Genomic DNA, 18,871 nt, shown 5'->3' with positions numbered 1-18,871 from the left:
GGTGCGGGAGCCGAGGAGCGTTGCCGCTGCTCACTGTGCCGCGCCGACGCGCCTGGGGTCGTTCGTCCGGATTCGGCTTGGAACCGGACCGGAGACCCTATTCAGGTGGCGTCAGTGGGAGACCTCGCCCCTGATGAACTTCTCGACGTTCTCGCGGGCCTCGTCGTCGAAGTACTGGACCGGCGGGGACTTCATGAAGTACGAGGACGCGGAGAGGATCGGGCCGCCGATGCCACGGTCCTTGGCGATCTTCGCAGCGCGGACGGCGTCGATGATGACACCGGCCGAGTTCGGGGAGTCCCAGACCTCGAGCTTGTACTCCAGGTTCAGCGGAACGTCACCGAAGGCGCGGCCCTCAAGGCGCACGTACGCCCACTTGCGGTCGTCCAGCCAGGCCACGTAGTCCGACGGGCCGATGTGGACGTTGTCCGCACCGAGGTCGCGGTCACGGATCTGCGAGGTGACGGCCTGCGTCTTGGAGATCTTCTTGGACTCAAGGCGCTCACGCTCGAGCATGTTCTTGAAGTCCATGTTGCCGCCGACGTTCAGCTGCATCGTGCGGTCCAGGACGACGCCCCGGTCCTCGAACAGCTTCGCCATCACACGGTGCGTGATGGTGGCGCCGACCTGCGACTTGATGTCGTCGCCGACGATCGGGACACCGGCCTCGGTGAACTTGTCCGCCCACTCCTTGGTACCGGCGATGAAGACCGGGAGGGCGTTGACGAACGCGACCTTGGCGTCGATGGCGCACTGCGCGTAGAACTTCGCAGCGACCTCGGAGCCGACGGGCAGGTAGCAGACCAGCACGTCGACCTTGCGGTCCTTGAGGATCTGGACGATGTCGACCGGGGCCTCGGTCGACTCCTCGATGGTCTCGCGGTAGTACTTGCCGAGCCCGTCGTGGGTGTGGCCGCGCTGGACGGTGAGTCCGGCGTTCGGCACGTCGCAGAGCTTGATGGTGTTGTTCTCGCTGGCGCCGATGGCGTCCGAGAGGTCGAGGCCGACCTTCTTCGCGTCGACGTCGAAGGCGGCGACGAACTCGACGTCCCGTACGTGGTACTCGCCGAACTGGACGTGCATCAGACCGGGCACCTTGCCGGCCGGATCGGCGTCCTTGTAGTACTCGACGCCCTGGACCAGCGAGGCGGCGCAGTTGCCCACGCCGACGATGGCTACGCGAACCGAACCCATTCCGGTTGCTCCCTGTGTGTAATGGATGTTCCTGATGAGGCCCCCACGGATCTGCGGGGATCTCACTTGGCGGTGTCGCCGGACGGATCCGGCGGGTTGTTACCCCGCCGGGGCAGGCCGTCCGGCTCTCCTGCGGTGTTCTGCTGAGCTGAGCCCTCGGGCGAGGATCGTCGCTGATCCCGTCCCGACCGCTCGCTCTCGATGAGCTCGTTCAGCCAGCGCACTTCGCGCTCCACGGACTCCATGCCGTGTCGCTGAAGCTCAAGTGTGTAGTCGTCGAGACGCTCACGGGTGCGGGCCAGAGAGGCGCTCATCTTCTCGAGACGCTCCTCCAGCCGGCTGCGACGGCCTTCCAGCACCCGCATCCGCACCTCGCGCTCCGTCTGTCCGAAGAAGGCGAAACGAGCAGCGAAGTGCTCGTCCTCCCAGGAGTCGGGGCCGGTGTGCGACAGCAGCTCTTCGAAGTGCTCCTTACCTTCCGCCGTCAATCGATAGACGATCTTGGCGCGGCGCCCTGCCAGAGAAGAGGAAGGGGCCACCGCACGGCCGGAGCCGGGCGGAAGGTCTGCCGGAGCGTTTCCCGGCTCCTCGATCAACCAGCCGTTGGCGACCAGCGTCTTGAGGCAGGGATAGAGGGTTCCGTAGCTGAAGGCACGGAAGATCCCCAGTGAGGTGTTGAGACGTTTGCGCAGCTCATAGCCGTGCATCGGGGACTCACGGAGCAGTCCGAGGACAGCGAACTCGAGGATGCCTGAGCGTCTGCTCAACCTCGCCTCCTCCTTCTCCGAGTGCTCTCGATGCCCCTGTGCCGAGCTGATATGCCGAGCCGATGTACCGAGCTGATGTATCGACTCGATACATCAGCACGATAGATCGGACTCTCCGTTGGGGCAAGGGGGGCCTTAGTGAACGGCGTCACATCACTGATTCTTAGGAACCGACTTGCGTAATTTGAGGTGAAGTTCGGTCCTGGAAGGGTTTTGACCGTGCGTAGTCTGTCCGGCATGCAGACCACCGGGAACCGTGTGACGCCCGACCGCGTCAGTCTCCGCGGACTGACCGGATGCACTGCGGACGAGCCCGTCGCAGGGATGGTCCGTAATTCGGGGGGACCGGATCTCAACTGCCGCTTCCAGGCGTTCTCGCCTGCCCGAGGAGTAGTCGTTCGATGAGCGAGCACCGTCGCAAAATGCCGCAACCGCCAGGTGGCGGGCGCGCCGCGACCAGACGAGCCACCCAGCAGTCCTCAGGACGCCGCGCGGCACCGTCACGCAGCGTCACCTCAGAATCACCTTCCGCTTCGCCCGGCGAGGACGCCCCGTACGGCGGCCGCGCCGCCGCGAGACGAGCCGCCCAGCGCGGCGCCGGCGGCCGTGGTGGTTCCGACGGCGGAGGGCGGCGCCGCGGCGGTGGCGACGACGGGGCGGAGGGCCCCGGCCGGGGCCGCGGGCGCGGAAACCAGCGCCCGGTCAAGAAGCGCTTCATCGACTACCCGCGCGCCGGCAAGTACGGCGCGCGACGCTGGGTGCCGTCGTGGAAGCTGGTCTCCAGCCTGTGTATCGGCTTCGTCGGCCTTCTGATGGGCCTCGCCGGCCTCGCGTACGCGATGGTCGCCAAGCCCGAGGTGAACGCGGCCGCGAAGGCGGAGAACAACGTCTACTACTGGTCCGACAACACACAGATGGTCGCCACCGGTGGTCAGGCCAACCGGCAGGTCATCGCCTACGAGCAGATCCCCGAAGCGATGCGCAACGCGGTCATCTCGGCGGAGAACAAGTCGTTCGACCACGACAAGGGCATCGACCCGATGGGTATCGCCCGAGCGGTGTGGAACATGGCCAAGGGCGGCCAGACACAGGGTGGCTCGACGATCACCCAGCAGTACGTCAAGAACTCACGGCTCTCCCAGGAACAGACCCTGACCCGGAAGTTCGAGGAACTCTTCATCACGCTGAAGGTCGGCAAGGAAGAGGACAAGAAGACGGTCATGGCCGGGTACCTCAACGTCTCGTACTACGGGCGGGGAGCCTCCGGTCTCCAGGCGGCGGCCCGTACGTACTACGGCATTGACGCCAAGGATCTGAACCCGAGCCAGTGCGCCTTCCTGGCGACCCTGCTCAAGGGCGCCAGCTACTACGACCCGGCAGGTGCCCCGGGGATCGACGCGAAGGAAGCCACCGCGCAGAAGAACCGGGACCGGGCGGAGAAGCGTTGGCGGTGGATCCTCGACGAAGAGGTGAAGGACGGCCGGATGACGGAGGCCGACCGCCACAAGTACACGAAGTTCCCGATGCCCGATCCGCTGAAGAAGGACGCCCAGCTGGGCGGCCAGACCGGCTACCTGGTCGACCTCGCGAAGTCGTACTTCCTCAACAACAACGACCAAGGCGTCACCGAGGAAATGCTCCGCCTGGGCGGGTACGAGATCCACACGACCTTCGACAAGAAGAAGATCAAGCAGCTCAACGCGGCGGTCAACAGGGTCTACGACGAGAAGATCGACCCCAAGAAGCGCCCCGACAAGGACACGCACGTCCAGTTCGGTGGCGGGTCGGTCGATCCGGAGACCGGTGCCATCAAGGCGATCTACGGCGGCAAGGACGCGACCCAGCACTACACCAACAACGCCGACCCGACCGGCGCCGCGGTCGGATCGACGTTCAAGCCCTTCGTGCTGGCCGCTGCCATGGAGTACGGAAGGCGGGACCCCGAGCTCCGCGCGGACCAGAGCGACTCGGCACGCGAGAAGGTCTCGCCGATGAGCATCTACAACGGCGACGACAAGCTGAAGATCAAGAAGTACAACGGTGAGATCTGGACCAACGAGAAGGGCGAGGAGTGGCTGCAGACCAATGACGGGCACCGCTCCGAAGGCGACGTCACCCTTCGTAAGGCGATGGAGGTGTCCGCCAACTCCCCCTACGTCCAGCTGGGCATGGACGTAGGCACCGACAAGGTGAAGAAGGCGGCGATGGCGGCCGGCCTGAAGGACGACAACAACATGGCGAACTCCACCGTTCCGTCGTTCTCCATCGGTACGTCCTCACCCAGTGTGATTCGCATGGCCGGCGCGTACGCCACCTTCGCGGCGAGTGGCCAGCAGCGCGAGCCGTTCTCGGTCACCCAGGTGAAGAAGCTCGGCAAGGTGATCTACCGGCACGAGACGGTCACCAAGCGCGCCTTCGACAATGATGTCGCCGACAACGTGACCGACGTGCTCAAGAACGTCGTCGAGAAGGGCACGGGTACGCCCGCCCAGCTCCCGGGCCGTGACGTGGCGGGCAAGACGGGTACGACGGACGACAACCTCTCCGCCTGGTTCGTCGGCTACACCCCGCAGCTGTCGACCGCGATCAGCATGTACCGGCTGGACGACAACGAGAAGCACAAGAACCGCAAGTTCGAGAAGATGTACGGGACCGGCGGTGAGAAGAAGATCCACGGCGCCTCGTTCCCGGCCCAGATCTGGCACGACTACATGGCCGAAGCGATGAAGAACCAGAAGGTCGTGAAGTTCCCGAAGGCGGAGCCGATCGGCGAGACGCTCTACGGGGGCGGCGCGAGCAGCCCCGAGCCGACGCCGAGCTACACGCCCCCTCAGAGCCCGTCGCCGTCGCCGTCCAACACACCCAAGCCGAGTACTCCGGCCTCGCCGTCGCCCGACCCGTCCGAGACCTGCGGTACCTGGGACTGGAACTGCCAGAACGACAGCGGTGCCACGTCACAGGGAGGGGACAACGGCGGCGCCGATGGCGGCACGAACGGCGGGGACAACGGCGGCACCGAGGCCGGCACCTCGAACGGGACGTCGGCGGGCAACGGCGGTCCCGGCGGCTCCAGCCCGCCCACCAGTGACGGAGGCAACAGCAACGGCGACATCTTCGGTGGCCCGCCCGGTTAGCGCCTGGCAGGCAGCACCCTCACCCCGCCCGCGGGCCGGGTGAGGCCATCCGAGAGCCATGTCGAGGGCCGCCGCACCACCGGGTGCGGCGGCCCTCGACGTTCGCACAGTCCGGTACGGCAGGATGTGCGGCATGCCAAGCGCAGAGGACACGAGCGTGCATCAGGAACGGTCCGTCGTACGGCCCACGCATGAGGACGAGGTCGCCGCGGCCGGCAGCGAGCTGATCGGCGGGAGGTCGGGCCGCTGGTCGCGGCTCGGCAGTACCGCGCTCACCCCCGTGGGCGCCGTCGCGCTGGTGGCGCTGGGGATGTTCGCGCTCGGCATGGTGCAGAAGCTGCCCTGCTACAACTGGGCCTGGTTCCAGGGCGCCGGCTCCCAGTACACCCACGCCTGCTACTCGGACATTCCGCATCTGTACGCCGGGCGCGGTTTCTCCGACGGTCTGGTGCCCTACTTCGACCGGCTGCCCGGTGACATGCAGTATCTGGAGTACCCCGTGCTGACGGGGGTGTTCATGCAGATCGCCGCCTGGCTGACCCCGGGTGGTTCCATCCAGCACCAGGAGCAGGTGTACTGGCTGGTCAACGCGGGCATGCTGATGATCTGCACCGCGATCATCGCCGTCTGCGTCGCGCGCACCCACCGGCGCCGCCCCTGGGACGGCCTCCTGGTGGCGCTGGCACCCGCCTTCGCCCTCACCGCCACGATCAACTGGGACCTGCTGGCCGTCGCCCTCACGGCCGCGGCGATGCTCATGTGGTCCAGGAGCCGGCCGCTGGCGTTCGGCATCCTGATCGGGCTGGCCACGGCCGCCAAGCTGTATCCCGTGCTGCTGCTGGGCCCTGCGTTCGTGCTGTGCTGGCGGGCCGGGAAGTGGCGGGCGTTCTGGGTGGCGACGCTCGGCGCTGCGGCATCCTGGCTGGTGGTCAACCTGCCGGTGATGGTGTTCGCGCCCGAGGGGTGGAAGAAGTTCTACACCTTCAGCGAGGAGCGCTCGATCGACTTCGGCTCCTTCTGGCTGATCATCACACAGCGCACGGGCGACGCCATCGACGTCAGCACGGTCAACACCGTCTCGACCCTGGCGACGGTCGCCCTGTGCGCAGCCATCGGCGCACTGACGCTGACAGCGCCGCGCAGGCCACGGTTCGCGCAGCTCGCGTTCCTCGTCGTCGCGGTGTTCATCCTCGTCAACAAGGTCTATTCACCGCAGTACGTGCTGTGGCTGATCCCCCTCGCCGCGCTGGCCCGGCCGCGCTGGCGGGACTTCCTGATCTGGCAGGCGTGCGAGGTCATGTACTTCCTGGGCATCTGGATGTACCTCGCCTACACGACGAGCGGCGACAAGCACCAGGGGCTGCCGACGGAGGGCTATCAGCTGGCCATCGCCCTGCATCTGCTGGGCACGCTGTACCTCTGCGCCGTGGTCGTGCGCGACATTCTGATGCCGGAGCGGGACGGTGTGCGGCGCGACGGATCGGACGATCCGTCGGGCGGGGTCCTCGACGGGGCACCGGACGTCTTCGTGCTGGGGCACGCGGCCGCGCACCCGCCGCGACATGCCACGTTCACGGTCGAGGGACCGCGTGTGGAGTGGGGCACCCGGGGCACGTCGACCGCCGACTGAGCGACGGGACGGGCAAGGCGCCGGGGCCGCCGCACAGCGGTGGCCCCGGCGCGCCTCAGTGGTCGACGAGGCGGTCGAACTGCGTGGTGGTGTGGCGCAGGTGGGCCACCAGCTCGTCGCCTACCCGCGGCTCCTCGGCGTCCGAGGGCACGAACAGGATCGACACCTGCATGTGCGGCGGCTCGGCGAACCAGCGCTGCTTGCCGGACCAGACGAACGGCGACAGATTGCGGTTGACGGTGGCCAGGCCCGCACGGGCGACACCCTTGGCGCGCGGCATCACGCCGTGCAGCGCCTTCGGGGCCTCCAGGCCCACCCCGTGCGACGTACCGCCCGCGACGACCACCAGCCAGCCGTCGGAGGCGGCCTTCTGCTGCCGGTAGCCGAACCGGTCGCCCTTGACGACGCGCGTGACGTCGAGCACGGCACCGCGGTACTCCGTCGCCTCGTGATCGCCGAGCCAGAGCCGGGTCCCGATGCGGGCGCGGAAGCGGGTCTGCGGGAACTGCTGCTGAAGCCGGCCCAGCTCCTCGGCCCGGAGATGGCTGACGAACATCGTGTGCAGCGGCAGCCGGGCCGCCCGCAGCCGGTCCATCCAGGCGATGACCTCCTCGACCGCGTCCGAGCCGTCGGTGCGGTCCAGCGGCAGGTGCAGGGCGAAGCCTTCGAGCCGTACGTCCTCGATGGCCGCGTGCAACTGCCCGAGCTCCTCCTCCTTGACGCCGTGCCGCCTCATCGAGCTCATGCACTCGATGACGACGCGGGCGCCCACCAGGGCGTGCACTCCGTCCACGGACGACACGGAACGGATGACCCGGTCGGGCAGCGGCACCGGCTCCTCACCCCGCCGGAACGGCGTGAGCACCAGCAGATCGCCGCTGAACCAGTCCTTGATCCGGGCTGCTTCGTAGGTGGTGCCGACCGCGAGCGTGTCGGAGCCGAAGCGGATCGCCTCGTCGGCCAGCCGTTCGTGGCCGAAGCCGTACCCGTTGCCCTTGCAGACCGGTACGAGGCCGGGGAACTGATCGAGCACGGATTTCTGGTGCGCCCGCCAGCGCGCGGTGTCGACGTACAGGGAGAGCGCCATGGCCGGTCCGGAACCTTTCTGGTGGCTGCGGTGTAGTCAGAGGTATGAGGAGCTTCTTGAAGAGCCCATTGAGCTTCTTGAAGAGCCCATTGAAACGAATGAAGCCGGTTTCGTCAGCCTTGTGCCAAGGATCCTTGTGTCACGGATCCTCCCGTCGCCGATCCCTCTGTCACGGGTCAGCGGCGGGACATGTAGATGTCGAGCGCCTTGTGCAGCAGCTTGTTGAGCGGGAAGTCCCACTCACCGAGGTATTCCGCCGCCTGACCGCCGGTACCCACCTTGAACTGGATCAGACCGAAGAGGTGGTCGGTCTCGTCCAGGGAGTCGGAGATGCCGCGCAGGTCGTAGACGGTGGCGCCCATGGCGTACGAGTCACGGAGCATCCGCCACTGCATCGCGTTCGAGGGCCGGACCTCGCGCTTGTGGTTGGCCGATGCGCCGTAGGAGTACCAGACGTGACCGCCGACGATCAGCATGGTCGCGGCCGCGACGTTCTCGCCCTCGTGGCGGGCGAAGTAGAGCCGCATCCGGTTGGGGTCCTCGTTGTTGAGGGCCGTCCACATGCGCTGGAAGTAGCCGAGCGGGCGCGGCCGGAAGTGATCTCGCTCGGCCGTGATCTCGTACAGCCGTTGCCACTCGGCGAGCTCGGCATAGCTGCCCTGGACGACCTCGACGCCGGCCTTCTCGGCCTTCTTGATGTTGCGCCGCCAGAGCTGGTTGAAGCCCTTGTGGACGTCTTCCAGCGAGCGGTTTGCCAGCGGCACCTGGAAGATGTAGCGGGGCTGTACGTCACCGAAACCGGCGCCACCGTCCTCGCCCTGCTGCCATCCCATCTTCCGTAGCCGGTCCGCGACTTCGAAGGCACGGGGCTCGATATGGGTGGCCTCGACGTCGCGCAGGCGCTTCACGTCGGGGTCCTGGATGCCGGCCTTGATCGCGTGGGCGTCCCAGCGGCGGATGACGACCGGCGGGCCCATCTTCACCGAGAAGGCACCCTGCTGCTTGAGATGCGTCAGCATCGGCTGCAGCCAGTCGGCGAGGTTCGGGGCGTACCAGTTGATGACCGGTCCCTCGGGCAGATAAGCGAGGTACCGCTTGATCTTGGGCAGCTGCCGGTAGAGCACCAGGCCGGCGCCGACGAGCTCGCCGTTCTTGTCGAACCAGCCCAGGCTCTCCGAGCGCCACTCGGCCTTCACATCCGCCCATGCCGGGACCTGCATGTGACTCGCCGCGGGCAGACTCTGGATGTACGCCAGATGCTGCTCACGGCTGATGGTCCTCAGGGTCAGGCTCATGCGGGGCGCTCCTCGGCAGGTGTGTCCCCATCGGTCAGGGGCTCCGGCTCTCGCGCCGAAGCCTACTGTGACCGGGAAGCGCGCGGTCTGGCCCTGTCGTACCCGGCCGGTGGGGCAGGGGACGGCGCCGGGCTTCGACGCCGTCCCGAGCCGGTGCCGGGACCGCTGATTCCGGCCCGCTCAGCCCACCACGCCGCCGAAGAGGCCGCCGTGGGCCATGCCGAGGAAGAACCCGATGGCGGAGGCTCCGATACCGAGGATCAGCGGGAACCTCTCCCGCGTCGTCACGGAGATGTACTGCCCGTACGCACCGGTGAGGATTCCGACGAGCCCGGCCCACGAGCTGATCAGATGCAGGCTGTGGAACATCGCCGTCACGAACGCGAGGATGCCGAGAGCCAGCGTCACCAGCACCAGGGCGTCCTGGAGCGGATGGGCCCTGCCGTCCGTGGCGAAGAGGGAAACGGAAGGGCGGCGTCGCACTGCGTGTGCCATGGAGTACCTCCTGGCCGAAAGGCGGCGCATCGTGGCGCCGCTCACACCCGATGTGTACAGATTGCGTCTACTGACCACCGGATTTCAACCGGAAGCCTCTCTACAGGTACTCTGGACGGTCTGCACCGGTGTCTGCCCAGGCCACCACAGGTCAGCCCCTTCTCGAAGGAGGGCGTTGTCAGTGGCGGCTGTTTTACTCGGAGACACTGTTGCTTACGCATCACGACCCTCCTGCCACGGAACGACCGTGGCCGCTGAGTCCAAAGGAGGTGGGTTCCACATGCGTCACTACGAGGTGATGGTCATCCTCGACCCCGATCTCGAGGAGCGAGCAGTCTCCCCGCTGATCGAGAACTTCCTCTCCGTCGTCCGTGAGGGCGAAGGAAAGGTTGAGAAGGTCGACACCTGGGGCCGTCGTCGTCTCGCTTACGAGATCAAGAAGAAGCCCGAGGGCGTCTACTCGGTCATCGACCTGCAGGCCGAGCCTGCGGTCGTCAAGGAGCTCGACCGCCAGATGAACCTGAACGAGTCGGTCCTCCGGACCAAGGTCCTCCGTCCCGAGATCCACTGAGCTTCTAGCTCAGTGGTCATCGGGTTCGAGTAGCAGCAAGCAGCAAGCAGCCAGAAGCAATCCCCGCCGAGAGGTTCACCCATGGCAGGCGAGACCGTCATCACGGTCGTCGGCAATCTCGTCGACGACCCCGAGCTGCGCTTCACCCCGTCCGGTGCGGCGGTCGCGAAGTTCCGCGTCGCGTCCACTCCCCGCATCTTCGACCGGCAGACCAATGAGTGGAAGGACGGCGAAGGCCTGTTCCTCACCTGCTCGGTCTGGCGGCAGGCGGCGGAGAACGTCGCCGAGTCGCTCACGCGAGGCATGCGCGTTGTCGTGCAGGGCCGGCTGAAGCAGCGGTCGTACGAAGACCGCGAGGGCGTCAAGCGCACGGTCTATGAGCTGGATGTCGAGGAAGTCGGCCCCAGTCTCAAGAACGCCACCGCCAAGGTCACCAAGACCACCGGTCGCGGTGGCCAGGGCGGCCAGGGCCAGGGTGGGTACGGCGGCGGTCAGCAGGGTGGCGGTAACTGGGGCGGCGGTCCCGGTGCTGGTGGCCAGCAGGGCGGTGGCGGTGCTCCCGCCGACGACCCGTGGGCCACGAGCGCGCCGGCCGGCGGCCAGCAGGGCGGGGGCCAGCAGAGCGGCGGAGGCGGCTGGGGCGGAAGCTCCGGCGGTTCCAGCGGCTCTGGTGCATCTGGCGGCGGCTACTCGGACGAGCCGCCCTTCTAAGGGCAGCTCGCACCCCCACTTCTTGATCACACAGGAGAAACACCATGGCGAAGCCGCCTGTGCGCAAGCCTAAGAAGAAGGTCTGCGCGTTCTGCAAGGACAAGACCCAGTACGTGGACTACAAGGACACGAACATGCTGCGGAAGTTCATTTCCGACCGTGGCAAGATCCGTGCCCGCCGCGTCACCGGCAACTGCACGCAGCACCAGCGTGACGTCGCCACGGCTGTCAAGAACAGCCGTGAGATGGCGCTGCTGCCCTACACGTCCACCGCGCGATAAGGGAAGGGTGACCGAATCATGAAGATCATCCTCACCCACGAGGTCACTGGCCTCGGTGCTGCCGGCGACGTCGTTGACGTCAAGGACGGGTACGCCCGTAACTACCTGGTTCCGCGTGGCTTTGCCATTCGCTGGACCAAGGGCGGCGAGAAGGACGTGGCGCAGATCCGCCGCGCCCGCAAGATCCACGAGATCGCTACGATCGAGCAGGCCACCGAGATCAAGGCCAAGCTCGAGGCCGTGAAGGTCCGTCTGGCTGTTCGCTCCGGCGACGCCGGCCGTCTCTTCGGCTCCGTCACCCCGGCCGATATCGCCTCGGCGATCAAGGCTGCCGGTGGTCCGGACGTCGACAAGCGTCGCGTCGAGCTCGGTTCGCCGATCAAGACGCTCGGCGGACACCAGGTGTCCGTGCGTCTGCACCCCGAGGTCGCTGCGAAGCTCGGCGTCGAGGTTGTTGCTGCCTGACCAGGCCGCATCTCAGCAGAACAGTGAAGGGCCGCACCTCTTGGGGTGCGGCCCTTCGCCGTTTCCGGCTACGGGAGTGTGCTGGTCGTTTCCTGTTTCACGTGAAAATCGCTGCCTGTTTCACGTGAAACAGGCAGCGATCCAGTGGCTCAGCGAGCGGCGCCGGTGACCAGCCACTTGCCCGAGCGGGTGCGGAGCCAGAGGGTCGCCATGCGAACGACCATCATCAGGGCCATCGCGCACCACAGCGCCGTCAGCCCGCCACCGAGGGTGGGAACGAGCAGGGCCACCGGGGCGAAGACGGCCAGGGTGACGAGCATGGCCCAGGCCAGATACGGACCGTCCCCGGCGCCCATCAGTACGCCGTCCAGGACGAAGACGACCCCGGAGATCGGCTGGGTCAGGGCCACCACCAGCAATGCGGGGAAGAGGGTGTCCCGGACGGACTGGTCGCTGGTGAACAACGGCACGAACAGGGGACGGGCGAGAACGATCAGTACTCCGAACACCACGCCGGAGGCGACGCCCCACTGCACCATGCGGCGGCAGGCCTCACGCGCGCCCTTTGCGTCATCGGCTCCCAGGTACCGGCCGATGATGGCCTGCCCGGCGATGGCGATGGCGTCCAGCGCGAAGGCCATCAGGCTCCAGAGCGAGAGAATGATCTGGTGCGCGGCTATGTCGGTGTCGCCCAGCCGGGCGGCGACGGCGGTGGCGATGAGCAGAACGGCGCGGAGCGACAGCGTACGGACCAGGAGGGGCACGCCTGCCTGGGCGCTGGCCCTGATGCCTGCGGCGTCGGGGCGCAGTGAGGCGCCGTGTCGCCGGGCGCCGCGGACCACCACGACGAGATAGGCGACCGCCATCGAGATCTGGGCGATCACCGTGCCCCAGGCCGATCCGGCGATGCCGAGTCCGGCGCCGTAGACGAGGCCCACGTTGAGGGCTCCGTTGGCGGCGAAGCCGCCGATGGCGACATAGAGCGGGGTACGGGTGTTCTGCAGGCCCCGGAGCACGCCGGTCGCGGCCATCACCACGAGCATGGCGGGGATGCCGAGGCTGGAGATCCGCAGATAGGTGGTGGCGTAGGGGGCCGCGGTGTGGGAGGCGCCGAAGACCTCCACGAGCCAGGGGGCCAGGGGGAGCGTCAGGGCGATGACCACGAGGCCGAGCAGTATGGCCAGCCAGATGCCGTCCATGCCCTGACGGATCGCGGAGCTCAGGTCCCCGGCGCCGACCCGTCGTGCGACTGCTGCTGTGGTGGCGTAGGCAAGAAAGACGAAGATGCTCACGGCGGTCGTCAGGAGGGCCGCGGCGACGGCCAGGCCGGCCAGTTGCGGGGTACCGAGATGGCCGACGATGGCGCTGTCGACCATGACGAAAAGTGGCTCGGCCACGAGTGCGCCGAAGGCAGGAACCGCGAGTGCGATGATCTCGCGGTCGTGCCGACGGCGACTGGGTGGCGGGCTCGCCGGTGCCTGGGTCATGGGGGCCAATCTAATCTTCCACAGGTAACAGATGCAATCCCCTATTGATCCTTACATTTGTTGAGGTTCGGTGTTCTGCTGTGCGTGGGTTGCCGTGATCTTGCACCTACTCGGAAAGTTTTTCTCCCCCACAGCCAGTGGATGGGGAACGTGCAGGTCAGAAGGGTGATGGTGAGGGTGCTATGAGTTTGTCCACAGTGCTGTCCCCCGGTCCGTGCACAGGTTCTGCATGGTTCTCCACAGCATCTGGTCCGTCGTCCACATGCCCTGTGGATAACCAGATTGGCTGACGGTGCCGGGAGGCCTAACGTGGTGCGGCGCCCCCACCCCGTTTCGGCCCTGGAAACCGGCAGAACCCGACACACCGCAACCGGAGTCGGGCGTCTTGTTTGTCGGTGCCGTGCCGTAAGAAAGAGTGGCACGGCTAGGTCCGCGGAGCGGACGGGAGGAGGTGGCCGGATGAGTATTCCCGAGCCTTTGGACGACCCCTGGGCCGACACCGGTCCCAGTGACCGGCTGCCTGTTTCCCGCCAGCGCCGGGGCGAGGGCCGGGACCGCGGCGAGCAGCACGACCGCGGCCGGGAGAGCAACGGCTGGGAAGGCGGCTCCCCGGGGTTCGAGCGGGTGCCGCCCCAGGACCTCGACGCGGAACAGTCCGTCCTCGGTGGCATGCTCCTGTCCAAGGACGCCATCGCCGACGTCGTGGAGATCATCAAGGGCCACGATTTCTACCGCCCCGCCCACGAGACCGTCTTTCAGGCGATCCTCGACCTCTATGCCAAGGGCGAGCCGGCGGACCCGATCACGGTGGCGGCCGAACTCGTCAAGCGCGGCGAGATCACCAAGGTGGGCGGAGCCCCGTATCTGCACACCCTGGTCCAGTCGGTGCCGACCGCGGCCAACGCTTCGTACTACGCGGAGATCGTTCATGAGCGTGCGGTGCTCCGGCGTCTCGTCGAGGCCGGCACGAAGATCACGCAGATGGGATACGCGGCCGACGGCGATGTCGACGACATCGTCAACTCCGCTCAGGCCGAGATCTACGCCGTCACCGAGCAGCGGACCAGTGAGGACTACCTGCCGCTCGGCGACATCATGGAGGGCGCGCTCGACGAGATCGAGGCGATCGGTTCACGCAGCGGTGAGATGACCGGTGTGCCGACCGGCTTCACCGACCTCGACGCCCTGACCAACGGCCTCCACCCGGGCCAGATGGTCGTCATCGCGGCCCGTCCCGCCATGGGTAAGTCCACACTCGCCCTGGACTTCGCGCGGGCCTGTTCGATCAAGAGCAACCTGCCCAGCGTGATCTTCTCCCTGGAAATGGGGCGGAACGAGATCGCGATGCGCCTGCTGTCCGCCGAGGCGCGGGTGGCGCTCCACCACATGCGCTCCGGCACCATGACCGACGAGGACTGGACGCGGCTGGCGCGACGGATGCCGGACGTCTCCGCCGCCCCGCTCTATATCGACGACTCCCCGAACCTCTCCATGATGGAGATCCGGGCGAAGTGCCGTCGCCTCAAACAGCGCAACGATCTGAAGCTGGTGGTCATCGACTATCTGCAGCTGATGCAGTCCGGTGGCTCGAAGCGTGCCGAGAGCCGACAGCAGGAGGTCTCGGACATGTCCCGAAACCTCAAGCTGCTGGCCAAGGAACTGCAACTGCCGGTCATCGCGCTCTCCCAGCTGAACCGTGGCCCCGAGCAGCGGACGGACAAGAAGCCGATGGTCTCCGACCTTCGAGAGTCCGGTTCCATCGAGCAGGACGCCGACATGGTGATCCTGCTGCACCGTGAGGACGCTTATGAGAAGGAGTCACCGCGGGCGGGCGAGGCGGACCTGATCGTTGCCAAGCACCGTAACGGTCCGACGGCGACGATCACCGTCGCCTTCCAGGGGCACTATTCGCGCTTCGTGGACATGGCGCAGACCTGATCGGAGCTTGTGTGGGATCAAGTTCGGCTGCACAATCTCACCGCACGCTTCATATCGACTGCACTCTCCGTGTTCCTCGACGAACTCGCCCACCGCGCACGGCATATCGAACTGGCCGGTGAGCCCCGCCGCAACATCTCCCACCCTGTCTGGGGCTATGTCTCCCTGCCCGTCTCACTCTCCGCGCGGAACATGGGTGAGCTGTCCTGCGCGTATGCGCGGGCAGTTCACCGGCTGGCCGGAGCAGGCCATGGATGTGTTGTGGCAGCTTCAGGGCGAACCGACCCACGCGACCCGCGAGCGCTACCGCGAGGACCGCGAACGCCTGGTCCGGCAGCCGATGATCGCCCTGCTCAACGAAGTCGCGGACACCGACCCCCGGTACGAGGACTTCTCCGTCTGGCACTACCGCACCGACTCCTGGTGGTGGCAGCACCAGGGCGCGGTGATCCGGCTCGGCCGCAAGATCGAGATCGGTCTCCGGTTCTCCCTGGAAGGCCTGCGGATGCAGGGCGCCTGGTGGTACCCCGATCCCGGCCAGGTGGACATGTTCCGCAAAGCCGTGGCCTCCGAGGGGAGCGGCCGCGAACTGTCCGCCATCGTCGAGGACGTGCGGAAGAAGGGCTACGACATCTCCGGGGACGTGATGAAACGCCCTCCGCGCGGCTATCCGACAGACCACTCCCGTACGAACCTGCTGCGCCACCGTTCTCTGATCGCCGCCCGTCCCCTCGGCTGCGAGGAGTGGCTGCACACCCCCGAGGCGCTCGACCGAGTCCTCTCGGTCGCCGCTGACCTGGACGCTCTGCTGATGTGGCTGGTCCGCCACGTGAAGCGCGCCGCCTGACAGCACGAGGGCACGCGCGGCACGGAAGGAACCAAACCGGTGCCGTCGGCGCCCGAGCTCAGAAAGTGACGCGCACCTGCAGCGCCAACCGGTGGCCCATCGCCCGATGGCCGTCCGGCACCTCGGCCAGGGGGACGGCATGGTCGAAGACGGGTCCCGGCGGGCCGTGAGACAGCGCAGGTCAGTGGTCTGCCCGTCCGGAGCGGCCTCAGCAGACCTGGCGGGGATGCACCGAGAGCTGAGACAGCCGCAGATGAAGCAGCGTGAGACACCGCGAGAAGTCGCAGGTCACAGCCTCGGCGTAGGCAATGAAGCGCGAGACCCTACAGCTTGTCGCAGGTTCGCGTTCCGAGTGCCCCTTCCTCCTCGACCGTGGCCCTTGTCCGGCCCAAAGGACAGCGTGGTGAGACGAACTCTGTCCTGTCGCGCTGATGCCGGCCGACTCTCACTCGGCCTCACATGACCTGGCGGTTCTTAGTGGATCGTGTTCTGAGCGGCGACGGCCTTGAGGAAATCACTGGCGGCGGCGGGGCTCGGGCAGAAGGCTCTCAGCGTGACACTTCATGAGAACGAGATCCGTGTGGATGAGACGGTCGTCCGGTCGCTGCTGCGGGAGCAGCAACCGGAGTGGTCGGCCCTTCCCGTCTCACCGGCCGGTGAGGGCACCGACAACAGGATGTACCGGCTCGGCGACCAGCTGCTCATGCGGCTGCCGCGCACCCCGGACAACGCGAAGGCCGTACGGAAGGAGCAGACATGGCTGCCGCGGCTGGCGCCACACCTTCCCTGTCGCATTCCGGAGCCGGTGCACGCCGGCACCCCGAGCTCCGCGTTCCCGCTCGCCTGGTCGGTGTACCGCTGGATCGACGGCGATGAAGCCGGCCTGGGATCGGTCACGGATTGGCCCGCCTTCGGGGCCGATCTTGCGGCGATCGTGCAGAGCCTGCACTCCATCCCCCTCATGGGAGCCACTCGGCAGGGCGAGCTCAGCTGGTACCGGGGAGGTGGCCTGCGAGCTTGTGACCGGTGGATCAGCGAGTGCTTCGACAACTGCCGAACGCTTGAGGGCCTCGACCTCGACATCGCGCACCTGCGACACCTGTGGCAGGGTGCGCTCGCCCTGCCCGAGCCGTCCGGCCACCAGGTGTGGCTCCACGGAGACCTCAAACCCAGCAACCTTCTGGTACAGCGGGGAAAGCTGCACGCGGTCATCGACTTCGGGGCCCTCTCGGTCGGCTTCCCTGACGCCGAGCACTCGACTCTGTGGGACCTTCCACCCGCGGCCCGACAGGCATACCGGGACGCCATGAGCCTCGACGACGTGACCTGGATGCGTGCCCGGGCGTGGGCCATCGCCGTCGGCGTCAGCGGAGTGTCGTACTACTGGTCCACCTATCCCGCCTTCGTCGACGAATGCCTCTCGCGTCTCCGCGCGATCCTGGAGGCCGCCGGCGAGCGGTGAAGCAGGACAGCGTCCAGGTCACCGGCGGGGAGACAGCTCTTCGCGGCGCGATCGATGCAGGGCGAGTGATCCCCGGACCGCGCCGGATGAAAGGGGGCGAGGCCCAGCTCGGCGCGCTGCCCGGTCAGGTCGGCTCCTTTGACCTGTACCGCGCCAGGGTGCGCGATCCTGGAGACATGGAGATCGAGATCCTGGTCGTACCGGACTGCCCCCACCAGCGGCTCGCCGAGGAGCGGCTCCGGCAGGCGCTGGACGCCGCCGGCTTGGCCGGCACCGGATTCACCACGCGGGTGGTCGGCGACCAGGCCGAGGCCGAGCGGTCCGGCTTCACCGGCTCACCGACGATGCTGATCGACGGCCGTGACCCGTTCGCCGAGCCGGGAGCCCTGCCGTCGCTGGCCTGCCGGATGTACCGCACCCCCAGCGGCTTGTCCGGCGTGCCCGAGGTCGGCCAGCTCCGGAAGGCTCTGCGCGCAGCAGCCGACACGGGCGGCGGAGTGCAAGCGCGGTGACGGTGGAGACGGTCCGCTTCACCCGGCCCGAACGGTTCGACTCCCGACTGGTGTGCGGCCCGGTGCCGCGCATGCCCCCCCCAAGCCGTACTTACGGCATCAGACTGGAACTATGCCGGGTCGTGGGTCATGAGAGGTCACCCATCGGTTTCCACTCCTTGCGGTCCGTCGACCACTCCAGCCTGTCGGACGGTATCCCCTTGGTCGACACGACCTCGTCGTTACCGCCGACCGGTTTCCACTGCCAGGTGTCGAGGTCGCCTTCCTGGACCTTCATCCTGAGGATGACGCTGTTGGCCGTGACGGTCACCCCTTTCAGCGTGGTCGCCATACTGAGGAATCCGTCCCTCGACGCGTCCCACACGCCTTTGCGGAAACTGGGTTGCGCCGGGGTGAGCCGGCCCGACTGCACGATCAGCCCGACCTCCTTCGTGGTGCCGTGGTACAGGTAGGAACCGGTGGCCAGGGCGGCAGTCTCGCGGCTTTCGCGCTTTTCCTTCCACTCCTTGGATTTCGCGGCGTAGGCGTCGTAGTTCTCGTAGGGGCTCTTCTTCCTGCCGGCCCTGGCCAGGTCTATCTGTCGTTCCGACAGCAGCTTCTTGGCCCTGTCCAGGTCGTTGGCGTGCACGTCGTAGGTGACGCCGCCGTTGGTGTAGGTGGCGGGTCTGGGGGACACGGCGATGGCGCCGACCAGGTCGAGCAGAAACGTGTCGGACTGGTCCTTGAGCGGGAGGACGGCCCCGCCCTGTGCCCTCAACCGCTGCACCGCAGGCGGTTGGTGGCTGCGGGCGCCCCCGAGCAGCCGGGCGGTCGCCTGGTTCCCGACCTCGCGCCGGAGTGCGAGGGCGCCCTGTACCGCCGGGGGTCCCGCAGCGGGGGTGGCGGTCTTCGGGAGGGGCTGGTGGACGGGGGCGCGGCCATTCGGCTGCTGGCGCTTGTGCACGTTGCTGATCCCTTCGAGCGCGCTGATCTCCGAGCATCGCCAGGTGTCCGCC

At 67.2% G+C, this 18,871-nt stretch carries 17 protein-coding genes; 10 read left to right on the top strand and 7 right to left on the bottom strand.

All coding sequences use genetic code 11. From position 1 onward, the window contains the following. Positions 1-111: 111 nt before the first annotated feature. Together AB0I52_RS02420 and AB0I52_RS02415 are read right to left on the bottom strand one after the other, a co-directional pair. Entirely contained in the window at positions 112-1,194 is a 1,083-nt protein-coding gene (locus AB0I52_RS02420) for an inositol-3-phosphate synthase (RefSeq protein ID WP_363022851.1), read from the bottom strand. A 62-nt stretch (positions 1,195-1,256) separates the two neighbouring features. Then, positions 1,257-1,961 (bottom strand): PadR family transcriptional regulator, encoded by a 705-nt coding sequence (locus tag AB0I52_RS02415; protein WP_363068125.1) that lies wholly within the window; start codon positions 1,959-1,961, stop codon positions 1,257-1,259. A 401-nt stretch (positions 1,962-2,362) separates the two neighbouring features. On the opposite strand from AB0I52_RS02415, the gene AB0I52_RS02410 reads away from it, so the two are divergent. Both AB0I52_RS02410 and AB0I52_RS02405 read left to right on the top strand, forming a co-directional pair. Beyond that, positions 2,363-5,095, top strand: a complete 2,733-nt coding sequence (locus AB0I52_RS02410; RefSeq protein ID WP_363068123.1) for a transglycosylase domain-containing protein — start codon at positions 2,363-2,365, stop codon at positions 5,093-5,095. 133 nt (positions 5,096-5,228) lie between these two features. Next, on the top strand, positions 5,229-6,725 hold the full coding sequence (locus tag AB0I52_RS02405) for a glycosyltransferase 87 family protein (protein ID WP_363068121.1): 1,497 nt from the start codon (positions 5,229-5,231) through the stop codon (positions 6,723-6,725). A 55-nt stretch (positions 6,726-6,780) separates the two neighbouring features. Here the strand turns inward: AB0I52_RS02405 and AB0I52_RS02400 are convergent, their stop codons facing one another. From AB0I52_RS02400 to AB0I52_RS02390, 3 genes are all read right to left on the bottom strand, one after another. Next, on the bottom strand, positions 6,781-7,812 hold the full coding sequence (locus AB0I52_RS02400) for an alanine racemase (RefSeq protein WP_363068119.1): 1,032 nt from the start codon (positions 7,810-7,812) through the stop codon (positions 6,781-6,783). A gap of 176 nt (positions 7,813-7,988) precedes the next feature. Beyond that, positions 7,989-9,107 carry a peptidoglycan bridge formation glycyltransferase FemA/FemB family protein gene (locus AB0I52_RS02395; RefSeq protein WP_073733224.1) on the bottom strand — a complete coding sequence of 373 codons (1,119 nt, stop codon included), beginning with the start codon at positions 9,105-9,107 and terminating at the stop codon, positions 7,989-7,991. Positions 9,108-9,287: 180 nt separating this feature from the next. Beyond that, on the bottom strand, positions 9,288-9,602 hold the full coding sequence (locus AB0I52_RS02390) for a hypothetical protein (protein WP_363068117.1): 315 nt from the start codon (positions 9,600-9,602) through the stop codon (positions 9,288-9,290). A 280-nt stretch (positions 9,603-9,882) separates the two neighbouring features. Between AB0I52_RS02390 and rpsF the strand changes: the two genes are divergently transcribed. The 4 genes from rpsF to rplI all read left to right on the top strand — a co-directional run bounded on the left by rpsF (position 9,883) and on the right by rplI (position 11,630). Then, on the top strand, positions 9,883-10,173 hold the full coding sequence (gene rpsF / locus AB0I52_RS02385) for a 30S ribosomal protein S6 (protein ID WP_363068115.1): 291 nt from the start codon (positions 9,883-9,885) through the stop codon (positions 10,171-10,173). 81 nt (positions 10,174-10,254) lie between these two features. Beyond that, a complete protein-coding gene (locus AB0I52_RS02380) occupies positions 10,255-10,884 on the top strand; it encodes a single-stranded DNA-binding protein (RefSeq protein WP_363022860.1) in 630 nt (209 codons plus the stop codon). 44 nt (positions 10,885-10,928) lie between these two features. Further along, complete coding sequence (rpsR, locus tag AB0I52_RS02375; protein ID WP_003967857.1) at positions 10,929-11,165, top strand: 30S ribosomal protein S18; 237 nt, start codon at positions 10,929-10,931, stop codon at positions 11,163-11,165. 18 nt (positions 11,166-11,183) lie between these two features. Beyond that, the gene (gene rplI, locus AB0I52_RS02370; RefSeq protein ID WP_363068113.1) at positions 11,184-11,630 is read left to right on the top strand and encodes a 50S ribosomal protein L9; all 447 of its coding nucleotides are present in this window, start codon (positions 11,184-11,186) and stop codon (positions 11,628-11,630) included. A 149-nt stretch (positions 11,631-11,779) separates the two neighbouring features. Here the strand turns inward: rplI and AB0I52_RS02365 are convergent, their stop codons facing one another. Beyond that, positions 11,780-13,117, bottom strand: a complete 1,338-nt coding sequence (locus tag AB0I52_RS02365) for an MATE family efflux transporter (protein WP_363068111.1) — start codon at positions 13,115-13,117, stop codon at positions 11,780-11,782. A gap of 459 nt (positions 13,118-13,576) precedes the next feature. Between AB0I52_RS02365 and dnaB the strand changes: the two genes are divergently transcribed. The 4 genes from dnaB (at position 13,577) to AB0I52_RS02345 (ending at position 17,876) form a co-directional block, all read left to right on the top strand. Beyond that, on the top strand, positions 13,577-15,055 hold the full coding sequence (dnaB, locus tag AB0I52_RS02360; protein ID WP_123524846.1) for a replicative DNA helicase: 1,479 nt from the start codon (positions 13,577-13,579) through the stop codon (positions 15,053-15,055). 214 nt (positions 15,056-15,269) lie between these two features. After that, positions 15,270-15,902: a DUF2461 family protein gene (locus tag AB0I52_RS02355; RefSeq protein ID WP_363068109.1), complete on the top strand. Its 633-nt coding sequence runs from the start codon at positions 15,270-15,272 to the stop codon at positions 15,900-15,902. 553 nt (positions 15,903-16,455) lie between these two features. Beyond that, on the top strand, positions 16,456-17,364 hold the full coding sequence (locus tag AB0I52_RS02350) for an aminoglycoside phosphotransferase family protein (RefSeq protein WP_363068107.1): 909 nt from the start codon (positions 16,456-16,458) through the stop codon (positions 17,362-17,364). Beyond that, positions 17,361-17,876: a hypothetical protein gene (locus tag AB0I52_RS02345; RefSeq protein WP_363068105.1), complete on the top strand. Its 516-nt coding sequence runs from the start codon at positions 17,361-17,363 to the stop codon at positions 17,874-17,876. Before AB0I52_RS02350 ends, AB0I52_RS02345 begins: the two co-directional genes overlap by 4 nt. A 127-nt stretch (positions 17,877-18,003) precedes the next feature. On the opposite strand, the gene AB0I52_RS02340 is transcribed toward AB0I52_RS02345, so the two are convergent. After that, on the bottom strand, positions 18,004-18,819 hold the full coding sequence (locus AB0I52_RS02340) for a hypothetical protein (protein WP_363068103.1): 816 nt from the start codon (positions 18,817-18,819) through the stop codon (positions 18,004-18,006). Positions 18,820-18,871 lie beyond the last annotated feature (52 nt).

This window comes from Streptomyces sp. NPDC050423, from assembly GCF_040655445.1.
GTDB lineage: Bacteria > Actinomycetota > Actinomycetes > Streptomycetales > Streptomycetaceae > Streptomyces.
This window is presented reverse-complemented; position numbering and strand designations above follow the sequence as displayed.

Bases quoted from the DNA above. Each gene is read 5' to 3' on its own strand.
- AB0I52_RS02405 (WP_363068121.1), top strand. From the start codon at position 5,229: ATGCCAAGCGCAGAGGACACGAGCGTGCATCAGGAACGGTCCGTCGTA.
- rpsR (WP_003967857.1), top strand. From the start codon at position 10,929: ATGGCGAAGCCGCCTGTGCGCAAGCCTAAGAAGAAGGTCTGCGCGTTC.
- AB0I52_RS02420 (WP_363022851.1), bottom strand. From the start codon at position 1,194: ATGGGTTCGGTTCGCGTAGCCATCGTCGGCGTGGGCAACTGCGCCGCC.
- AB0I52_RS02365 (WP_363068111.1), bottom strand. From the start codon at position 13,117: ATGACCCAGGCACCGGCGAGCCCGCCACCCAGTCGCCGTCGGCACGAC.
- AB0I52_RS02355 (WP_363068109.1), top strand. From the start codon at position 15,270: ATGCGCGGGCAGTTCACCGGCTGGCCGGAGCAGGCCATGGATGTGTTG.
- AB0I52_RS02395 (WP_073733224.1), bottom strand. From the start codon at position 9,107: ATGAGCCTGACCCTGAGGACCATCAGCCGTGAGCAGCATCTGGCGTAC.
- dnaB (WP_123524846.1), top strand. From the start codon at position 13,577: ATGAGTATTCCCGAGCCTTTGGACGACCCCTGGGCCGACACCGGTCCC.
- rpsF (WP_363068115.1), top strand. From the start codon at position 9,883: ATGCGTCACTACGAGGTGATGGTCATCCTCGACCCCGATCTCGAGGAG.
- AB0I52_RS02410 (WP_363068123.1), top strand. From the start codon at position 2,363: ATGAGCGAGCACCGTCGCAAAATGCCGCAACCGCCAGGTGGCGGGCGC.
- AB0I52_RS02380 (WP_363022860.1), top strand. From the start codon at position 10,255: ATGGCAGGCGAGACCGTCATCACGGTCGTCGGCAATCTCGTCGACGAC.
- AB0I52_RS02390 (WP_363068117.1), bottom strand. From the start codon at position 9,602: ATGGCACACGCAGTGCGACGCCGCCCTTCCGTTTCCCTCTTCGCCACG.
- rplI (WP_363068113.1), top strand. From the start codon at position 11,184: ATGAAGATCATCCTCACCCACGAGGTCACTGGCCTCGGTGCTGCCGGC.
- AB0I52_RS02400 (WP_363068119.1), bottom strand. From the start codon at position 7,812: ATGGCGCTCTCCCTGTACGTCGACACCGCGCGCTGGCGGGCGCACCAG.